The sequence below is a fragment of the Collimonas sp. NPDC087041 genome (assembly GCF_044745265.1).
GTDB lineage: Bacteria > Pseudomonadota > Gammaproteobacteria > Burkholderiales > Burkholderiaceae_D > Collimonas.
Window position 1 is genome coordinate 436,992 of sequence record NZ_JBIUZX010000001.1, and the last position, 18,249, is coordinate 455,240.

At 49.1% G+C, this 18,249-nt stretch carries 11 protein-coding genes; all 11 read left to right on the forward strand.

What is annotated here, in order from left to right; genetic code table 11:
• Window positions 1–217 precede the first annotated feature (217 nt).
• The 11 genes from ACIPF8_RS02040 (at window position 218) to ACIPF8_RS02090 (ending at window position 17,753) form a co-directional block, all read left to right on the forward strand.
• Window positions 218–2,374: a type I secretion system permease/ATPase gene (locus tag ACIPF8_RS02040; RefSeq protein ID WP_400416819.1), complete on the forward strand. Its 2,157-nt coding sequence runs from the start codon at window positions 218–220 to the stop codon at window positions 2,372–2,374.
• Entirely contained in the window at window positions 2,364–3,770 is a 1,407-nt protein-coding gene (locus tag ACIPF8_RS02045) for an HlyD family type I secretion periplasmic adaptor subunit (RefSeq protein ID WP_400416820.1), read from the forward strand. The genes ACIPF8_RS02040 and ACIPF8_RS02045 overlap by 11 nt, the downstream gene beginning before the upstream one ends.
• Before the next feature lie 80 nt (window positions 3,771–3,850).
• Window positions 3,851–4,672: a hypothetical protein gene (locus tag ACIPF8_RS02050; protein ID WP_400416821.1), complete on the forward strand. Its 822-nt coding sequence runs from the start codon at window positions 3,851–3,853 to the stop codon at window positions 4,670–4,672.
• Window positions 4,673–4,723: 51 nt separating this feature from the next.
• Complete coding sequence (locus ACIPF8_RS02055; protein WP_400416822.1) at window positions 4,724–9,040, forward strand: beta strand repeat-containing protein; 4,317 nt, start codon at window positions 4,724–4,726, stop codon at window positions 9,038–9,040.
• Between the two features lie 71 nt (window positions 9,041–9,111).
• Window positions 9,112–10,638: a TolC family protein gene (locus ACIPF8_RS02060; protein ID WP_400416823.1), complete on the forward strand. Its 1,527-nt coding sequence runs from the start codon at window positions 9,112–9,114 to the stop codon at window positions 10,636–10,638.
• 62 nt (window positions 10,639–10,700) lie between these two features.
• Window positions 10,701–11,066, forward strand: a complete 366-nt coding sequence (locus tag ACIPF8_RS02065; protein WP_400416824.1) for a GtrA family protein — start codon at window positions 10,701–10,703, stop codon at window positions 11,064–11,066.
• Entirely contained in the window at window positions 11,063–11,983 is a 921-nt protein-coding gene (locus ACIPF8_RS02070; RefSeq protein ID WP_400416825.1) for a glycosyltransferase family 2 protein, read from the forward strand. Before ACIPF8_RS02065 ends, ACIPF8_RS02070 begins: the two co-directional genes overlap by 4 nt.
• The gene (locus tag ACIPF8_RS02075; protein ID WP_400416826.1) at window positions 11,980–13,077 is read left to right on the forward strand and encodes a DUF6056 family protein; all 1,098 of its coding nucleotides are present in this window, start codon (window positions 11,980–11,982) and stop codon (window positions 13,075–13,077) included. The genes ACIPF8_RS02070 and ACIPF8_RS02075 overlap by 4 nt, the downstream gene beginning before the upstream one ends.
• An 882-nt stretch (window positions 13,078–13,959) precedes the next feature.
• Complete coding sequence (locus ACIPF8_RS02080) at window positions 13,960–14,271, forward strand: hypothetical protein (protein ID WP_400416827.1); 312 nt, start codon at window positions 13,960–13,962, stop codon at window positions 14,269–14,271.
• A 276-nt stretch (window positions 14,272–14,547) separates the two neighbouring features.
• Window positions 14,548–15,177, forward strand: a complete 630-nt coding sequence (locus tag ACIPF8_RS02085) for a response regulator (protein ID WP_400416828.1) — start codon at window positions 14,548–14,550, stop codon at window positions 15,175–15,177.
• On the forward strand, window positions 15,174–17,753 hold the full coding sequence (locus ACIPF8_RS02090) for a response regulator (RefSeq protein WP_400416829.1): 2,580 nt from the start codon (window positions 15,174–15,176) through the stop codon (window positions 17,751–17,753). Before ACIPF8_RS02085 ends, ACIPF8_RS02090 begins: the two co-directional genes overlap by 4 nt.
• Window positions 17,754–18,249: the final 496 nt, after the last annotated feature.

Consider the following 18,249-nt stretch of genomic DNA (forward strand, 5'->3'; position numbering starts at 1 on the left):
GACGCATTTTATTTGGTGTCTTGGGGCAAGGTAAATTTGCTTTATCCGTTTCCATTCGGGCAACGTTGGTTATTTGCAACCTATTCATATAGCTATCATGTAGAAAGTGTAACCAATTGAAACAATGAGCAAGGTGGCAATCTTTAACATTTGGGTTTTCACTACAATTAGCCTCTAATAATAGTGCATAGAAAGCAATAAAATGGTGGAGGGGACTTTGTCTGGCGCAGGTAAGGGGCAGTCGCCGGGCATTGCTCATGACAGCGGTATTGCTGCATTGATGGTCGTGGCGCAGTTATCGGGCGTGGCAGCCAGTGCTGAACGTCTCAAACACCTGTCAGGCAGCTCGGCCAGCGTCGACGCCATCACGGTCGTGCGCTTGGCGCGCCAGATAGACCTCAAGGCCCGACTGGTCAACAGCCAGTCCAATCGACTCGTGCAGACACCGTTACCGGCCATCGCCGAACTCAAGAACGGCAGCTTTCTGGTGTTGGCGAAATGCACCAACGATGCAGTGTTGGTGCACGATGAAGTCCATCAACGCACCTTTCAACTCCCTCTGGTCGAGTTCGAGCAACTGTGGTCAGGACGCCTGATCCTCATTACCTCACGCGCCATCCTGTCTCAGGGTGGCGGCAAGTTCGACGTATCATGGTTCATTCCTTCCATCGTCAAATACCGCAAGCAATTGCTGGAAGTGCTGGCTGGTTCTTTCTTCCTGCAATTATTCGGCCTTGTTTCTCCCTTGTTCATGCAAGTGGTGATCGACAAGGTGTTGGTACATAAGTCGATGTCGACGTTGGACGTGCTGGTATTCGGCCTGGTCACTATTTCCGTGTTCGAGGCATTGCTGGGCGGATTGCGCACGTATGTCTTTAGTCACACCACGAATCGGATGGATGTCGAGCTAGGCAGTCGCCTGTTCAATCACCTGTTGAATTTGCCGTTGGCCTATTTCCAGGCAAGACGCGTCGGCGACAGCGTCGCTCGTGTGCGCGAACTGGAAAACATCCGCAACTTCCTGACCGGTAACGCCTTGACCGTCGTGATGGATCTGCTGTTCACGATTGTCTTCTTCGTGGTGATGCTGTCGTACTCCGGTGTCCTGACCCTGGTGGTGTTCATTTCCCTGCCTTGTTACATTGCCTTGTCAGTGCTGGTCACGCCCGCACTCAAAGCTCGCCTCAACGAAAAATTCCGCCGTTCCGCAGAAAACCAGTCCTTTCTGGTGGAGTCGGTGACGGGCGTCGAAACCATCAAATCGATGGCAGTTGAACCGCTGATGCAGCGCCGCTGGGAGACGCAGCTAGCTGGCTACGTGTCGATTGCCTTCAAAGCCTCCAATCTATCGAGTGCCGCCAATCAGGTCGCGTCATTGATCAGCAAGCTGACTACCGCAGCACTCCTTTGGTACGGCGCCAAATTAGCCATTGATGGCAGCCTGTCGGTCGGTGAGCTGATCGCTTTCAATATGCTGGCCGGTCGCGTCAGCGCGCCGGTGCTGCGCCTGGCACAGCTGTGGCAGGATTTCCAGCAGGTGCGGCTATCGATGGACCGCCTGGGCGACATTCTCGACAACAAGGCCGAATCGAATACCTCGGGCGGGCAAACCTCGATGCCACCGGTCAAAGGCGAAGTCGTGTTCGATAAGGTGGTGTTTCGCTATCGTCACGATGGTCCGGAAGTGCTACGTGGCCTGTCGTTGACGGTAAAGCCTGGGAGTGTTACCGGTATTGTCGGCCCCTCTGGTTCTGGCAAAAGCACTTTAACCAAACTGGTTCAACGTCTGTATTCGCCGGAACGGGGGCGGGTGCTCATCGATGGCATGGACTTGGCAGTGCTTGATCCGGCATCGCTACGGCGGCAGATCGGCACGGTCCTGCAAGAGAACATGCTGTTCAAAGGAACGGTGCGTGACAATATCGCGTTCGCCTCACCTGGGGTGTCGTTCGAGAAAGTGGTCGAGGCGGCGACTTTGGCCGGCGCCCACGAATTCGTGCTGGAACTGCCACAAGGCTATGACACTGAACTGGGCGAGCGCGGCACCGGCCTGTCGGGTGGACAGCGGCAGCGCATCGCAATTGCCAGGGCACTGGCGACCAATCCCAAAATTCTGATCTTCGATGAAGCAACCTCGGCGCTCGATGCCGAATCCGAAGCCATCATCCAGGGCAACATGCAGCAAATTTGTGCTGGCCGTACTGTCTTCATCATTGCGCATCGTTTGTCGGCTGTGCGCATTGCCGAACGCATCATCACTGTCGAAAAGGGAGAGATCGTCGAAGAGGGTACGCACGACGAACTGATCCAACGGCACGGTGGTCGCTATGCCTCGTTATGGCAGCATCAAACGGGGTATCTGCATGCTGCTTGATACCTTGCGCCATTATTGGGACATCGCCCGGGCTTCGCTTGCCGAAGAAAGGGCGCAAGGTGCGCCGGCCAAACGACAGCGCGACGAAGTCGAATTCCTGCCGGCGGCGCTGGAGGTGCTGGAAACGCCGGCTTCCCCAGTTGGGCGCAGCCTGATGTGGGCCTTGATGATTCTGTTCACAATCGCCCTGATCTGGTCTATCGTCGGCAAAGTCGATGTCGTTGCCGTAGCACAAGGCAAGATTGTCCCGAACGGCAATAGCAAAGTGATCCAGCCGTTAGAAGCGGGCATCGTCAAAGCGATCCTGGTCAGCAATGGTCAGCATGTCACGGCAGGGCAGGCGTTGATCGAACTCGACCCAACTGACGCCACCGCCGATGTCGGCAAATCGCGCACTGCCCGGATTGACGCGATGCTGACAGCCAAACGGGCGCAGGCGCTGCTAGATGCGCAACGCGATAACAAGCCACCACAGCTTCCTCCCATACCTGATGCCACGCCAGAGCGCCAGCATGACGTGCAGCGCTTGGCCGAAGGGGCATTCATTGAGTATCGCAGCAAGCTGACCTCGCTGCGTGCGGAACTGCAAAAGCGCGAACACGAACTACAAACCACACGCCACAAGATCGAGGGCCTGCAGCAGACTTTGCCAATTGCGCGTGCCGAAGAGTCCGATTATCAATCGCTGCTCGGACAGAATTACGTGCCGCGTCACGCTGCACTGGAAAAGCAGCAGACGCGGATTCAGGCAGAGCAGGATCTGGCGTCGCAACAAAGTTACGCACACGAGCTAACCGACGGCATCGCCGAGCAACAACAGGACATCGAGACCGCTATTGCGCAGTTCCGGCGTGAACAGCTGGACGCGCTCAACCAGGCACAGCAGCAATTAGCACAGGTACAGGGCGACGAAGCGAAATCTGAGCAGCGGCAAACGCAAATGCATCTGACGGCTCCTGTTGCCGGCACGGTGCAGCAATTGGCGATTCATACGGTGGGTGGTGTGGTCACGCCGGCACAAGAGTTATTGGTCTTGGTGCCGGACGATGCTGGCTTGGAAATTGAAGTACAGATACTGAATCAAGACATTGGCTTTGTGCGGCCAGATCAAGAAGCGGCGATCAAGCTAGATGCCTTCCCTTATACCCATTACGGAACGTTGCCGGGTAAGGTGATTTCGATTTCGCAGGATGCGGTCAAGGACGACAAGCTGGGCTTGATTTATCCGGCGCGTATCAAGCTGCTGAAAACCACTATCGTTGCTGATGGCAAGAACGAGCCATTGACTCCGGGGATGGCGACCTCGGTAGAAATCAAGACGGAGCAAAGGCGGATTATTGAATATCTGCTGACGCCGTTGCTGAAATATCGGAGCGAGGCTTTGCGGGAACGATAAAAATCGTGGCGTAAGAAGTTGATTCTTTATTGAGACGTAGCCACTATCATTGAATAGTTGAAAACCAAGGAGAGTTCATTATGCTTCGAGTATCACAGGAGAAAAATGGTATCGATCAAGGAATAAATCAAATGAAATTGAAGCAATTTTGTGCGTTGTTCAGTTGGGAAGTGTGGGCAGTTGCAAGTGCGTTTATCGCTTTGAATTTTCCAGTCATGGCTGACGCAGGTGAATATTCTGCGACAGAAATAGAGATGGGCGCGCAGCCACCCTCAATCCAAAGTGATAGTGGGTCCATTAATTCATTTCTCAACGTAGGAGACTCCAATATGTCGAATCCTAAAGATGTATCTGTAACTGCGCAAAAATATCCGGCGCCACCACCTTTTTCACCGCAAGAGTTTTGGACAAAAGTCGTTCGAGTTATCAGTGAAAATAAAGGCTATGTCACTCACGATAAGTTTGAGAGTGGCTTTGGAGTGATTATGACTAAAGGGGCGCAAATAGAAGAGGTCACAGGTTTTAGCCTGAGAGCTGGAGAAGATTGGTACTTCGAGACGGGCATTCGCGAAACAACTGCTCATTACAAGGACTTATCAGACTACGCCTTTTCCGGCGTGACTTCCGGCTTACATATGCAATGGCCAGTAGATGCATTTGGGGATTGGCGACAAGGTAAATGCGTGCTGGCTGGATATGCAATCAAAGCTCTGCTTAACGTTGGTTGGAAACTGGAGGAAAAAAAAGTATGGATGATGAACAACGCCGAACTGATGGGTGATCAGTTTTCCCTGGGGAAAAGTAGGCTCTTCCTCAAGCACTATGTCCATTATCTAGACCCCGTTCATCCAGACGACAGTGCTACCTGCGTTACTGAGTTTTCTGTTGTAGGTAAGGCCTAATACGATTGTATTTTTTTGCCCACTTTTTTCAGCACACTACAGGATAATGATATGCCTCTCGACCCTAGTCTTCAAAAGCTTCTTAATACCTATGACCAGCAGAACGGCGGCTCCGGCGCTGCTACAGGGACCCACAGTGCAGCATATAACAGTGTCGTTGCCTCTCTCAATGCATCTCCAGGGCTATTGAACGATTTTACTGTTGCTGCGCAAAACGGCACTCTGACGGGTATTTTTAGTCAGTCTCCTAACCCGAATTCGCCTACAAATGGGGCTTATTTTTCGCCAACGGATAACAGTCACGGATACATGGTGATCACGCCATCGTTTTTAAGTTCGGCGGCACAGTCAAATCAGAACAATTTGATCTTTGTGTTGGGGCATGAATTGCAGCATTTATCTGACGATCCTGGCGTCTCTATAGCGTACAACTCGCTTGATCAATCTATTACCAATTACAACTCTAATTCGGCCAATGCTGGTAAGCCACAGAACTTAACCAATGCAACCAACAGCTATGTAACTACGCAATTGCAGGACGAGGGAACGGCTAATATCAAGGGTTGGAATGACGAAGTTAGCGCTGCGGTTGCGGCCAACGGTGGTGTGGCCTTAACGGCGCAACAATTGGCTAACTTAGCGAATAATAATGGACAGGCATCATATGGACTTCAGTTTTTCAATCTCAATTCAACACAGACAATAGCAACCCCAAAACCCGGCTACACGGTCAATTCTGATGGCACCATTTCGCCGAACACGGCGAATATTGTGCAGGCGGGAATAGATCAAGGGGCGCGCTTGCAATCAACGACGCTACAGCCCTATCAACAAACGGATGTAGGCATTGCTCTGAACAGGTTTGCTATTGATGAAAGTGGCAATACATTTGCAGTAGATTATACTCAACTGGGTATAACGGCGAGCGGTGGAAACCTAACACTTATACAGAACGGTTTTCGAGGAAACGCAACGATAGTGGATCTTGCTGATAACAGTACCAACAAATTTACTTTCTCTGGCAATACTGCGAATGTGGATGTCAAGTCAAGTGATGCGTCGGGTAATGCGCTAGATGAACAAAGAAATTACTCCATTACACCCAACGGCTCAGGTGGCAACACTGTCAGTTTGAGTAACGATGTGCTTACTACCACAAGTGCAGATGGCAAGATGGTATCAGTGTCGACCGACAGCAATGGCGATGGAAAAGTCGATAACAGTGACACGCAGACGTTTACTGATAGCACGCGAACTACCTTGTCAACTGACACATCTGTTTTCAATAATTATTCCGCTGGAACTAGCTCGACCACTACCGTCAATTACAATCCAGGGGTTGTGGGCGGACAATGTACATTTGATACCAAAGTTAATCAGATAGGATCGCCTAGTGTTGCTACTAGTGACGTTAACGGCACTGAAACTCCGACTGGATCGATTCTTACCGCTGCTATTACTGGAACTGGTGCAACGGTGAATGCGAACAATGCCCGCATTAATGAAGCGAATGCTGCAAGTGCAGCGTTAAATGGCAGTGGTAACACTGTTTCTAGCGGTACAAATACTACTGTCGCGCTTGGTGCCAACAGTAACAATGATGTCGTGACCATGGGTTCGAATGGTGCTGTCAGCGTCGCGGACGGTGATCACGGCGAAGTGATAAATCAGACCGGCGGGACCGTGACGCTTGGTAATGGAACGAACACTACGATTGTAGGTAGTAATGTCCAGATCGGTGGCGGTACGGGCAATACAGTATCGGTAGTGGGCAACGATACCGTTAGTGGTACGAACGATTATGTGTATTTGGGAAGCAACGAATCTGTTACGACAAACGGAACAGGCTTGGTTGTCGAGACCAGCGCAAACGATGTGATCTTTGGTTCTGGCGATACCGTCCGTGTGGGAGGCAACGGTGGCGGTAATACAGCCGATACAACTGTGGTGGGCAATAACGACGCTATCGACGATCTTGGCAGCAAGAATACATTATCGGTCGTGGGAACCAACCAGACAGTTCAGAATGACGCGGCAGGGACAGCGATCTATTTGGGTAGCAGCACGTCGGTGACGGACAAAGGTAGTAATAATATTGTCAATACGTCCGCCGGTGATGCAATCACGGCGACGGGAGATACTGTGCGCGTGGGTGGTAACGGCGGCGGCAATACTGCTGTGACGACGGTTCTTGGTGGTAATGATGTCATCAATGACCTAGGCGCTACCAATACTCTTGCCGTGGTGGGAAGCAATCAGACGATTCAGAATGACGCCGCAGGTACAGCAATTTATCTTGGCGCCGGCACATCTGTCACCGATCAGGGGACACATGACGTGATCAACACGGCGGCTAGCGATGCGATCACTGCGACAGGAGATACGGTCTACGTGGGCGGCAACGGTGGCGGTAACACTGCTGTGACGACGGTACTTGGCGGCAGCGACATCGTTGATGACCGTGGCACCAATGGCACGCTCGCTGTGGTGGGCTCTAGCCAAACCGTCCAGAACGATGCGGCAGGTACGGCTATTTATTTGGGTGCTGGCACATCCTTGACGGACAAAGGCACAAACGATGTAATCAATACAGCGGCCAGTGACGCGATCACGGCGACAGGCGATACGGTCTACGTGGGCGGCAACGGCGGCGGTAACACCGCTGTGACGACAGTACTTGGCGGCAGCGACATCGTTGATGACCGCGGCACCAATGGCACGCTCGCTGTGGTGGGCTCCAGCCAAACCGTCCAGAACGATGCAGCAGGTACGGCTATTTATTTGGGTGCCGGAACGTCTGTGACGGACAAAGGCACGAACGATGTGATCAACACTGCAGCTAGCGACGCAATCACAGCAACGGGTGACACCATCTATGTCGGTGCCAATGGTGGCGGCAATACTGCAGTAACCACAGTTCTTGGCGGCGGTGATTACGTTGATGATCGAGGCACCAGCGGCACGTTGGCTATAGTTGGGAATAACCAGACGGTCCGGAATGATGCGTCTGGTACCGCTATTTACTTGGCTAACAATACCTCTGTGACTGACCAAGGTACTCACGATATTATCAATACCGCCGGTAGCGATATAATCAATGCGACCGGAGATACGATACAGGTCGGCAGTAATCTGACCGCAGGTCAATCTGTGGGTAACACGACTGTCTTAGGCAATGGCAACACCATTAATGATGGCACGGGCAATACGCTTTCAATAGAGGGGAGCGATACTGTCTATGGGAAAAATGACGTGGTGTATGAATACAATTCGGCAGGGCAGGAGACTGACGAGGTGCACTTGGATGCTGCCGGGGACGAAAACTTCGATGCTAAATTTGCACCGGGGGCTTCATATTCCTACGAAATTGATCAATTCAATGATAGTGGGAATGAAATTCAAGCCGATAAATTTAACCAAAGCAGTGGGCAGTTGTCCGAGGTCGATACATGGGACGGTACGCATCCTTATGCATCCGAAGAGGAGTTTTCGAACGGTGGCACTTATTTCTCGGAGATCGAGACTTTCAATACTAGTACCGGTGCTCAAACGGCTGGCGAGCAGTTCAACTCGCAGACTGGGGCCGAGGTAGACTATTACAGTGGCGGCTCATGGTATGCCGGCAACCAAAACGCTACCGACTACTCCGATACGAACTATAGCGATACTGAGTATGAATACGATGGTGAAGATCCGATCATTCTCAACTTACAAGGCGGTAAAGTTCAAACTACCTCGGCTTCCGGATCTAGTGCTTATTTTGATATGCAAAATAGTGGGCAGAAGTTGCAAACGGGCTGGGCTACTGCTGGTGAAGGAATGCTGGTCTTTGATCCGAATAATACGGGTACTGTAACGAGTGAGGCGAATCTGGTTGCTGGTTTTGAGGAGCTGTCAACTTTGGCAGGGCAGACTGGCGGAGTACTCAATGAGAGCAATCCTCTGTGGAATGAGTTGAAGGTATGGGTAGATCCGACTGGTACTGCCAATTTCCAGAAGGGACAATTGGAATCGCTGGATCAACTAGGTATTACGTCTATTAATCTTAACTCGACTGCAGAAAAGGTAAATAGCAACGGGAATACAATTCTCAACGATAGTTCATTCACCTGGAAAAATGGGGCGAGTGGTGATATCGCGGGTGTAGATCTGGCCTTTAATCCGGTTGCTGCTACGAACAAATCGATAGCATCGTCAATCCTGAATAGTGGTATTGGGGCTACATCGTTTGGTTCCTTGAATCATCTTATCCAGTCGATGGCTGCATTTACAAATGACGGTAGCGGTATTGATCCTACTGTCCCGCATGCAAGTGCGAATGCAGATGCGTTTCATCTGGCGGTATCCCAAATGGCCCGGCATGTTTAATCGATGCTAGTTCGTTTTACTTCCTGGGATATTGAAGTTGCCGGGGACTCGGGTCAGTCATGATGAGAATTGTGGCTGACCTGCGCGATGGTTTCGGATTCAGTGGAGCTTGCAAAAAAAGGCAAACTTCACTGGTCGGTTGCATCTTTGTGGTGGCATTGATTGGTTTGCTAGCAAACGTCCAGATTTGTTATGGATTCGAGCCAAGGTCGCATGACCCGTTGTTTCAACTTAGCGGCGTACCGTTAAGTCCGGCCAGCGCAATGATGGCGTCTCCGGTCGCATCCCATGGATGTACTGACATGCCCGAAGCGACGTACACGCTGCTTGATGTGGTGGAAAACGCTTTATGCCACAACCCTAAAACCCGAGCTGCCTGGGCCAATGTCAAAGCGCAAGCGGCACAAGTCGGTGTCGCCAAGGCGGCCTATCTGCCTACCTTGACCGGCTCTGTGCAAGCGATCAAAGATCATTCTACCAGCCAAGGCACCAATGTCGTGCCGTTCTATATCGCATCGGACAGCAGCTATCACAACGACACGTTGACGCTCAATTGGGTGTTGTACGATTTCGGCTTGCGTTCGGCCACAGTCGACAATGCAGAAAAGATGCTGGCCTCTGCGATGGCAAGTCAGGACAACGTGTTGCAGACGGTGTTTGCAACAGCGGTCAAAGATTATTATTCGGCGCTTGTCGCGCAAAAGAATATCCAGGCGACGACCGAGATCGAAGCAGAAGCAAAGCGTGTCCTGGATGCCGCCATAGTACGCGTGCAAAAAGGTGTAGCGGCGATTAGCGATCAGTTGCAAGCCAAGACGGCTTATTCGCAAGCCGTATTTAATCGCAACAAAGCCGAGGGGGATTGGCAATCGGCGCTCGGCACGCTGGCAATCGATATGGGGCAACGCCCGGACGATTCTGTTGTGTTGATCGAGTCCGACAATCCAGCGATACCAGAATCTGAAATGGTTCGTTCTGTTGGCGAGTTGCTGCAGTCAGCCCAGAAAGCGCATCCGGCACTCGTTGCTGCCAGAGCGGATATGGAGGCGGCACAAGCCAACGAACAGATGGTGCGGGCACAAGGGCGCCCCTCAATTAGTTTAGTCGGTCGTTACAACGCCAATAATCAATCGCAGAGCTCAGGAGTGGGGCAACCCTATATTGGCGCCAATGGGCGGGATCGATACGTTGGCGTGCAGGTTGATGTTCCTTTCTTTGAAGGCTTTAGCCGAACCTACAAAATTCGCACGGCTCAGGCACAGGTGGAGGGAAAAGAGGCAAATCTCGCCGACGTCGAACTCCAAGTCGCTGTGGGCGTATGGACAAGCTACCAAAGCCTGAAAGTGAGCGCGGAGAATTTGCATACTTCGCAAGACATCCTAGATAGTGCGTACGATGCATTCAAGGCTGCTGAAAGCCGCTATCAAAAGGGTGTGACCAATATTCTGGAGGTGCTGACAACTCAGACGGCACTGGCCAATGCGCAGCAACAACGGATTCAGGCGATAGCCAATTGGCAAAATGCGCGAATTCAATTGGCGGCGAGCGTTGGCCGATTGGAGTTGTCATACCTAGTGAACGCAATGAAAAGTAGATAGAAAGAAAAATTGATCTGATAAGCAATAGTTGTTAAAATCAAAAAATTTATTAGAAATAATCAATGTTTCAATTGTTTATCCGTTATCTATCCATCGGTGCAATTAACACCATAATACATTGGTGTGTGTTCTATTTACTTCACTATATTGTCGGTGTAAATCAAGCTTTTAGCAATCTTGGAGCATTTTGTGTGGCAATAACATTCTCATTCTTTGCCAATGCCCAATACACGTTTAGAGCGGAAACGACTACGACGCGCTATCTACTTTATGTGATATTCATGGGGACGTTAAGCGCAGCTGTTGGTGCAATAGCTGATAATTTGAGGCTAACACCAATAGTTACTCTTATCGTGTTTTCTGCTATTAGCTTGCTGTGTGGCTTCTTTTATTCAAAATTTATTGTTTTTCGAAGCAGAAACAAATGAAAATATCCTTGGTTGTCCCAGTATTTAATGAAGAAGCTACAATTCCAATTTTTTACAAATCTGTTCGTGAGTACCAAGCTTTAGAGAAATATGAAATAGAAATTATATTCATTAATGACGGTAGCAAAGACAAAACTGCAGATGTCGCAGGTAGATTGGCTTTATCGGATTCTCTTGTGACTTTAATTAATTTCTCTCGTAATTTTGGGAAAGAGCCTGCGCTATTCGCTGGCCTGGAATATGCTACGGGCGATGCGGTGATTCCAATTGATGTTGATCTGCAAGACCCTATTGAAGTTATTCCTCTTTTGATCGAAAAATGGCAATTGGGTGCTGATATTGTACTTGCTAAGCGCATTGATCGACAAACAGATCATTATTTAAAGCGCTTTAGTGCAGAACTATTTTATAAGTTGCATAACAAAATATCCACTCCAAAAATTGAAGAAAATGTAGGGGATTTCAGGCTCATGGCTCGACAAGTCGTTGACGAAATAAAGCAACTTCGTGAGCGTAATCTGTTTATGAAAGGGATACTGAGTTGGGTGGGGTTTAAGGCCGAAATTGTTGAATATACGCGAGAGCGAAGAGTTGCCGGAAATTCCAAATTTAATGGATGGAAGTTGTGGAACTTGGCGTTGGAGGGCATTACGTCATTTTCTACTGTACCGTTAAAAATATGGACATATATGGGCCTGGGAGTTGCTTTGCTTGCGTTTTTTTATGCCGTATGGATGATTGTGGACAAAATGATCTGGGGAAATCCTGTTCCAGGTTATCCCTCAGTGATGACCGTAATTTTATTTTTAGGTGGAGTCCAATTGATTGGTATTGGGGTATTGGGTGAATACATTGGGCGGATCTATACCGAAAGTAAAAATAGGCCAAGATACATTATTAAAGAAATTATTAAATGAATAATATAGTTTTAAAAAAAAATCTCGGTATTATATTTGCATTGTTTTCTATTTATCAAATATCTTTGGCGCTAAATTATGTGACGCCACTGATGACAGATGATTTTACCTACATGAAATTAGGTACAAATCTGGTTGCTCATTACAATCACTATATGGGGTGGAGCGGTCGGGTAGTCGCGGATATGATAAGTACATTAATTCTTTCATTGGAAGAAAAGAATTTTATGTCACTTGCAAATGCAATCCCTCTGATCACAATTCCTTTACTAATTTGCATAATTGCTGGAATGAAAGAAAGTACTATTTCCATAATCGGAATATTTGTCGCATTTATATTTTATATATTATTCAATCCATCTCTTGGCCAAACGACGTTTTGGATTGTTGGATCAGCCAATTATTTATGGACATCGATGTTCGCATTGATTTTCATTTTGATATTGTATTTTCTATATTATGAAATAGAAATTAATAAATACTTTTTGATTGTTATTTCACTATTGGCAGGATGCTCAAATGAAAGTACGGCAATCTCATTAGTGATGCTAGCCGCCATATTTTCAGCTTATGCTTTTTTTTATAGAAAATCTATTTTTTATAAAGTGATGACATGTTTCATTCCTTTGCTTTTGGGTACCATTATCCTGGTGGCAGCTCCAGGAAATAGAAACAGATTAACAAATCCTGATTTTTCAGCATGGCGTCAACTTGGAATTATTGGGAAAATGGAATTGCATATATTTGATAGAATTCCTGCGATGTTGGAAAATACCTATCAAATATATCTTCTGATTACAGTGTTTTTCTTGATTATGGTGTTGCAGAAAAATAAGCCGAAAAAAAATGAATTGATAATATTTGTGTTGGCCCCAGTAGTGTTATCCATATTTATGGTGGCAATCATGGTCGCATCTCCATATTCGCCTCCTAGAGCTGCGAACATGTCCTTGATTGTTGTGTTAATACCAATAATTTATTTGCTTAGTAGAGTTCATAAGTCAATATCAGTAATCACCCTTGTTATTTCTGCCTATTATTTTTCGAATTATTTGCCCTTGGAATATATGAATTTAAGTAAGGGATTAATATAGGCAGCTCGAAGAACTCGTTTTTGATGCGATGAGGGTACGCAACGTAGCTCAACAAAATTTAATTGGGTTCTTTTTAGAGTCATACTTATGCGGAGCGTGGGCGGAATTTGGGCGAAAACGTAGGCTTTTCCAGACCACGCCAGACCGAGTAGCTTTTGTAACATCTAGCATTTACCCGGTCTAGCGAGGTTTGGGGCGATGTGTGATGGTGGAGGCGGCGGGAATCGAACCCGCGTCCGATACTTTGTAGGGCTGCTATTCGTAATTTCAAATAGCCAATATGCTAAGTCATTGGCGCGGCTTTGAAGAGAAGGTTATGAGCAGCAAAATCATTTCCGCAACTCTTTATCCAACCTCGTAAATAAAGGGACTGAAGCATCTAAAATTGATGAGATTGCGGAAATTATTTTAAGTTAAGTTATTGATTTAGATAATCTATGCAATGAACTTGAAAACTGGCGAGGTGTTAAAGCCTTCGTGAGTTCGAATCTCACACCTTCCGCCAGAACATCGAAAACCCCTTGATCTCATTGAGATTCCAAGGGGTTTTTTATTTTCAACTGTCAAATCGACATTCAATACGCAGGTCAACGTCCCCGATCTTTTCCGTGCACATTGCAAATCATTGAGGGGCGATGCGGGCGTCCACAATCAGACAAATCCCACGGTTTATCAGATTTTCCCTACATACCAATGAACGCATGTTTTTTATACTCGTTCCTGATATCCGCAGTCACAACGGCTGGATAAGCGCGATGCTCGGTCCGTCGAGAGCATTGAAATAGTGTGTGTCAGCTATGTTCCAGTTCGCAACTGTTGGCGCGATGCAGCGTTATGCAGATAAGGCTCACTACTCGGCAGATTTTCCCTGGGTATCGATAAATGCCTATTTTTATGCTTGTTCCTGAAGTCTTTAATCGCAAAGACCAAGAAAATATCGCCGATTTTTTAATGGGATTGCGAGTTTTCCATCGCACCGAGTTGCTTCAGGAATTCTTACTACGTCTATTTTTACTCACAAAATTCTTTTCGACAGCGCAATCGCTGGCGCCGTTGGCATCGACTTACGCGTTGCCAATGGCGCAGAGACAGAGCGCCGGTCCGGCGCGGTGGCGCAGTAAGTCATCCGGCGCCAATGACGTGTCGCTGATGAGTCGTTTTAGGAGCCGCCATTCTCCCGGTGTACGTAGATAGTGGGAGTTCAAGCTGCCCTTGCGCCGCCTGGTGGTCTGCAAGCGTTACCGGATGGCTGGCTCCTGCTGATTTGACGCGATGTACACGTTGACGCAGCGATCTTCTCTTGCGTGTCGCTGTCGGCATCGAATTGCTACGTTCGTATAGCTTTGGACGCGGGTGCTGATCGTGCATTCGTCGCTGAATGGCGATCGACGGATAACAGTCACATGGCGTGAATGGGGTGCGGCCCATTTTTAACACCGCAGTCTGTTCTCTTATATCTTGGAGCTTCTCATGAGTAAAATTTTGATTGTTGACGATCATCCCGTCATACGTATGGCAGTGCGTTCGCTATTGGAAAACGAGGGGCATCAGGTTGTTGCGGAAACGGACAACGGAATCGACGCCTTGGATCTTGCCAGGGAATTCCAGCCTGATTTGATTGTCCTAGATCTCACAATCCCCAAACTTGATGGCCTTGAAGTGATTGCGCGTTTCAGAGCACTCGATGTTCCCATGCATGTTTTGGTTTTTACTTCGCATAGTCCGAAACATTTTGCGCGGCGTTCCAAGAATGTAGGCGCCTCAGGCTATATATGGAAGCAAGGTGAATTGTCTGAGCTGGTTGCCGCAGTCAAGGCAGTTTTGTCGGGATATACCTATTTCCCCAATTTTGCAGTGCTGGGTGGTCAACCGGGCGAGGGGGGAGAAGCTGAGCAACTTGCGCGCCTGTCGAATCGAGAAATGACTGTGCTTCAGAATCTGGCCCAAGGAAAGTTGAACAAGGATATTGCCGAGCATATGTTGTTGAGCGATAAGACGGTGAGCACCTATAAAAACCGCTTATTGACAAAATTGAACATGCACTCGCTGCTTGACCTGATTGAGTTTGCCAAGCGCAATGGAGTCGGTGGCCACGAATGAGGCATTCCCTCTCGCATTGCTTGCTGCTGCTGTGGATGTGGAGTTTTCTTGCTTTCCCCGCCAGTGCACATGACGATGACGGAACACCCTTGCAATTATTTGGTCGCTCAACGATAGCGAAATTTAATTTTGAATTAAGCGGAGAAGATTGGAGCTGGTTGGGACGAAAACGTGAATTGGTGCTTGGCTTTGGCGCCCCCGGTTATCCGCCATTTGATATCGATATCAGCGATACGCATTATGAGGGCATCACCGCAGATTATGTGGCGATCATGGCCAAGGCAATGGGGGGCAAAGTCAGTGTTCGGCGCTATGCGACACGACGGGCGGCGTTGGATGCGTTAATGCATGAGGAAGTCGATCTCGGTGTGCAGCATGGCGCACCGGAATTGCTGTCGATTCTCAACAAGGCGCTGTCGGGCATTCCGCCTGAAGAGTTGGCGATACTGGCAAACCGCCGCCGCAATAATGCGGATGTAAAGGTCAGCACATGGCGTACTTACCCAGGTTATCTGTACCTGGGTATCGGAACCATGCTCATCTTAATGATCGGGACCTTGGCCTGGATCGGCTATTTGCGTCATCAAATGGCGAATCGCAAGTTGGTGGAGCGTGCACTGGGGGATCAGCTTGAATTCATACGGACGCTGATCGATGGCACTCCCCATCCGATTTACGTGCGCGACAGCGAAAGCAGACTCATTCTGTGCAATCGCGCATATCTGGATTTTTTTGGTGTTGAATCTCGGAAAGTCATGGGCCAGAGCCTGGCAGAGACGTTCATCGCACCGGATCCGTCGGCAGAGCATTTCCTGCGGTTATACCAGCAAGCTCTGGATACCGGCCTGGTGAGCACCCAGGATGTCGAGATTCAAGTCCGCGGCAGCTTGTTTCGTATCCATCATTGGATGTTTCCCTACAAAGATTCGGTCGGACAGCATGTTGGAATTATTGGCGGCTGGCTGGACATAACGGAAAGGGAAATCCTGATCCAGGAATTATTGAAATCCAAGGAGCGGGCGGATGCCGCCAACTCTGCGAAAAGCACCTTCCTCGCTACCATGAGTCATGAAATCCGAACGCCAATGAATGCCATCATTGGTATGCTCGAACTGACGCTCAAATATGCTGATCAGGGGCGTTGGGAACGCTCGTCAATCGAAGTGGCATACAGTTCGGCCATGGCGTTGCTGGATTTGATCGGCGATATTCTCGATATTGCGAAAATTGAATCCGGTAAACTCGACTTGTTCCCGCAGCGCGCCAATTTGCGAGAGTTGATTGAATCGGTGGTGCGGGTATTCGACGGCCTGGCGCGGCAAAAGAAAATTCTGCTGCATCTGCAGATTGACGAGCAGATCAGCAACGATGTCATGATTGACCCTCAGCGCTTCAAGCAGATCGCGATCAATTTGATCGGCAACGCGATCAAATTTACAGATCAAGGGACGGTCACGGTACGGCTTGAGGGGGAAATGCAGGAAGCCGACCGCATCCTGATCCGATTGCATGTAGAGGATACCGGCATAGGAATAAGCGCGGAAGATAGCGAGATGCTTTTTTCTCCTTTTTCACAAGGACGAGCCACCAAGAGCAATGCAAGTTCAGGGACCGGCCTGGGTCTGGTCATTAGCCAGAAATTGACAAAAATGATGGGTGGCCAGTTGCATCTTTCCAGCCAGTTGGGTGTGGGAACGACGGTGGTGGTGACGATGTCGTTGGCAATGCTGCCTACTGTTCCGGCGCTATCTGAACCGTTGCCGCATGACTCGAAACAGGCAAGAAAAATCAGTTCGTTACGAGTATTGGTCGTGGATGATCACGTGCCGAACCGGATGGTGATTACGCAGCAGTTGCAATTTCTCGGGCATCAGGTCGTGACCGCCCAGGATGGCGAGGCGGCGTTGCAATTGTGGGAGCCGGGCCGGTACGATCTTGTGATCACCGATTGCAATATGCCGATGATGGATGGGTATGAGCTTGCCAGGGCCATTCGACAAAGCGAACGAAACCATCCGACATTTTCCCCATGCACCATATTCGCTTTCACGGCCAATGCGCAGGTGGAAGAGGTCGCCCGTTGCCTGGAAGCGGGCATGGATGATTGTTTATTTAAACCGATCAGCCTGGAGAGGTTGCGCGAGCGACTGATTTCGATCACCGTCGATAATCCGCGATTGCATGGAGAAAAGAAAGTGGATTTCGCTGGCGAACCGGAAGAACTTTCGCCATTTGAGAGTGAAACGCTGAATATGTTGTCTGGCGGGAATGTGGCGATTGTCAGCGATTTGCTGCGGGAAATGATCAAATCCAACCGGCAGGATCAGGTCCAGCTCGACATTTATGCACATGATGCGAGATGGAATCAGGTGGCGGAGGTCGCGCACAGAATCAAAGGGGCCGCGCGACTTGCGAACGCTGACATGCTGATTGCCACTTGCGTTGCGTTGGAAAGCGCTTGCGGCGGGGTGATAGACAAAGCCGCGATACACGCAAAAATCGCTGCAGTGGCGACCGAAATAGAAAAGCTGGAAGTGGCGCTTAGCACGCACTTGTCCACCATCGATGAGCTTTAGCGATAATTTGATTTCTGTTCATCTCGGTGCCAGCCACGCCGACCTGACAATCGCCATTTTCCTACATACAGACTTAGATTTTCTCCAGAAAATGGCAACGGGTAAATACCAAAAAAATGCTAGGGAGCGCTGATGGTTTCTGTCGCTGAATTATCCATTCTTGTTGTTGACGGCGATTCGCTGCAAAGAAAATTTTTTGCCAATCTTCTGTATCAGGTGGGAGGCCGCTCGATTGTCGTTGCGTAGAGACATTTTTTCCTTTCCTCTTTCTGCCATATGCCGTTAGCTAAAGGCGGTGATCATTGCGATGTTTCAGTATTCAATCGTGCGGCCGGTGGCGAGCGCGGGAATGCAGGATGACGAAGGGACGCTATGGTTGACGTTGAACTCGGTGATGTCGACTACGAAGGGCGTTGAAGACCTTGGGGAATGTCACGGCGTCAGGAAACGCGTGGCGGATATACATGGAGAGAGTCTCTTGTGGAGAGGAATGGCG

Bases quoted from the DNA above. Each gene is read 5' to 3' on its own strand.
- ACIPF8_RS02045 (WP_400416820.1), top strand. From the start codon at position 2,364: ATGCTGCTTGATACCTTGCGCCATTATTGGGACATCGCCCGGGCTTCG.
- ACIPF8_RS02050 (WP_400416821.1), top strand. From the start codon at position 3,851: ATGCTTCGAGTATCACAGGAGAAAAATGGTATCGATCAAGGAATAAAT.
- ACIPF8_RS02055 (WP_400416822.1), top strand. From the start codon at position 4,724: ATGCCTCTCGACCCTAGTCTTCAAAAGCTTCTTAATACCTATGACCAG.
- ACIPF8_RS02065 (WP_400416824.1), top strand. From the start codon at position 10,701: ATGTTTCAATTGTTTATCCGTTATCTATCCATCGGTGCAATTAACACC.
- ACIPF8_RS02070 (WP_400416825.1), top strand. From the start codon at position 11,063: ATGAAAATATCCTTGGTTGTCCCAGTATTTAATGAAGAAGCTACAATT.
- ACIPF8_RS02075 (WP_400416826.1), top strand. From the start codon at position 11,980: ATGAATAATATAGTTTTAAAAAAAAATCTCGGTATTATATTTGCATTG.
- ACIPF8_RS02080 (WP_400416827.1), top strand. From the start codon at position 13,960: ATGCCTATTTTTATGCTTGTTCCTGAAGTCTTTAATCGCAAAGACCAA.
- ACIPF8_RS02085 (WP_400416828.1), top strand. From the start codon at position 14,548: ATGAGTAAAATTTTGATTGTTGACGATCATCCCGTCATACGTATGGCA.
- ACIPF8_RS02090 (WP_400416829.1), top strand. From the start codon at position 15,174: ATGAGGCATTCCCTCTCGCATTGCTTGCTGCTGCTGTGGATGTGGAGT.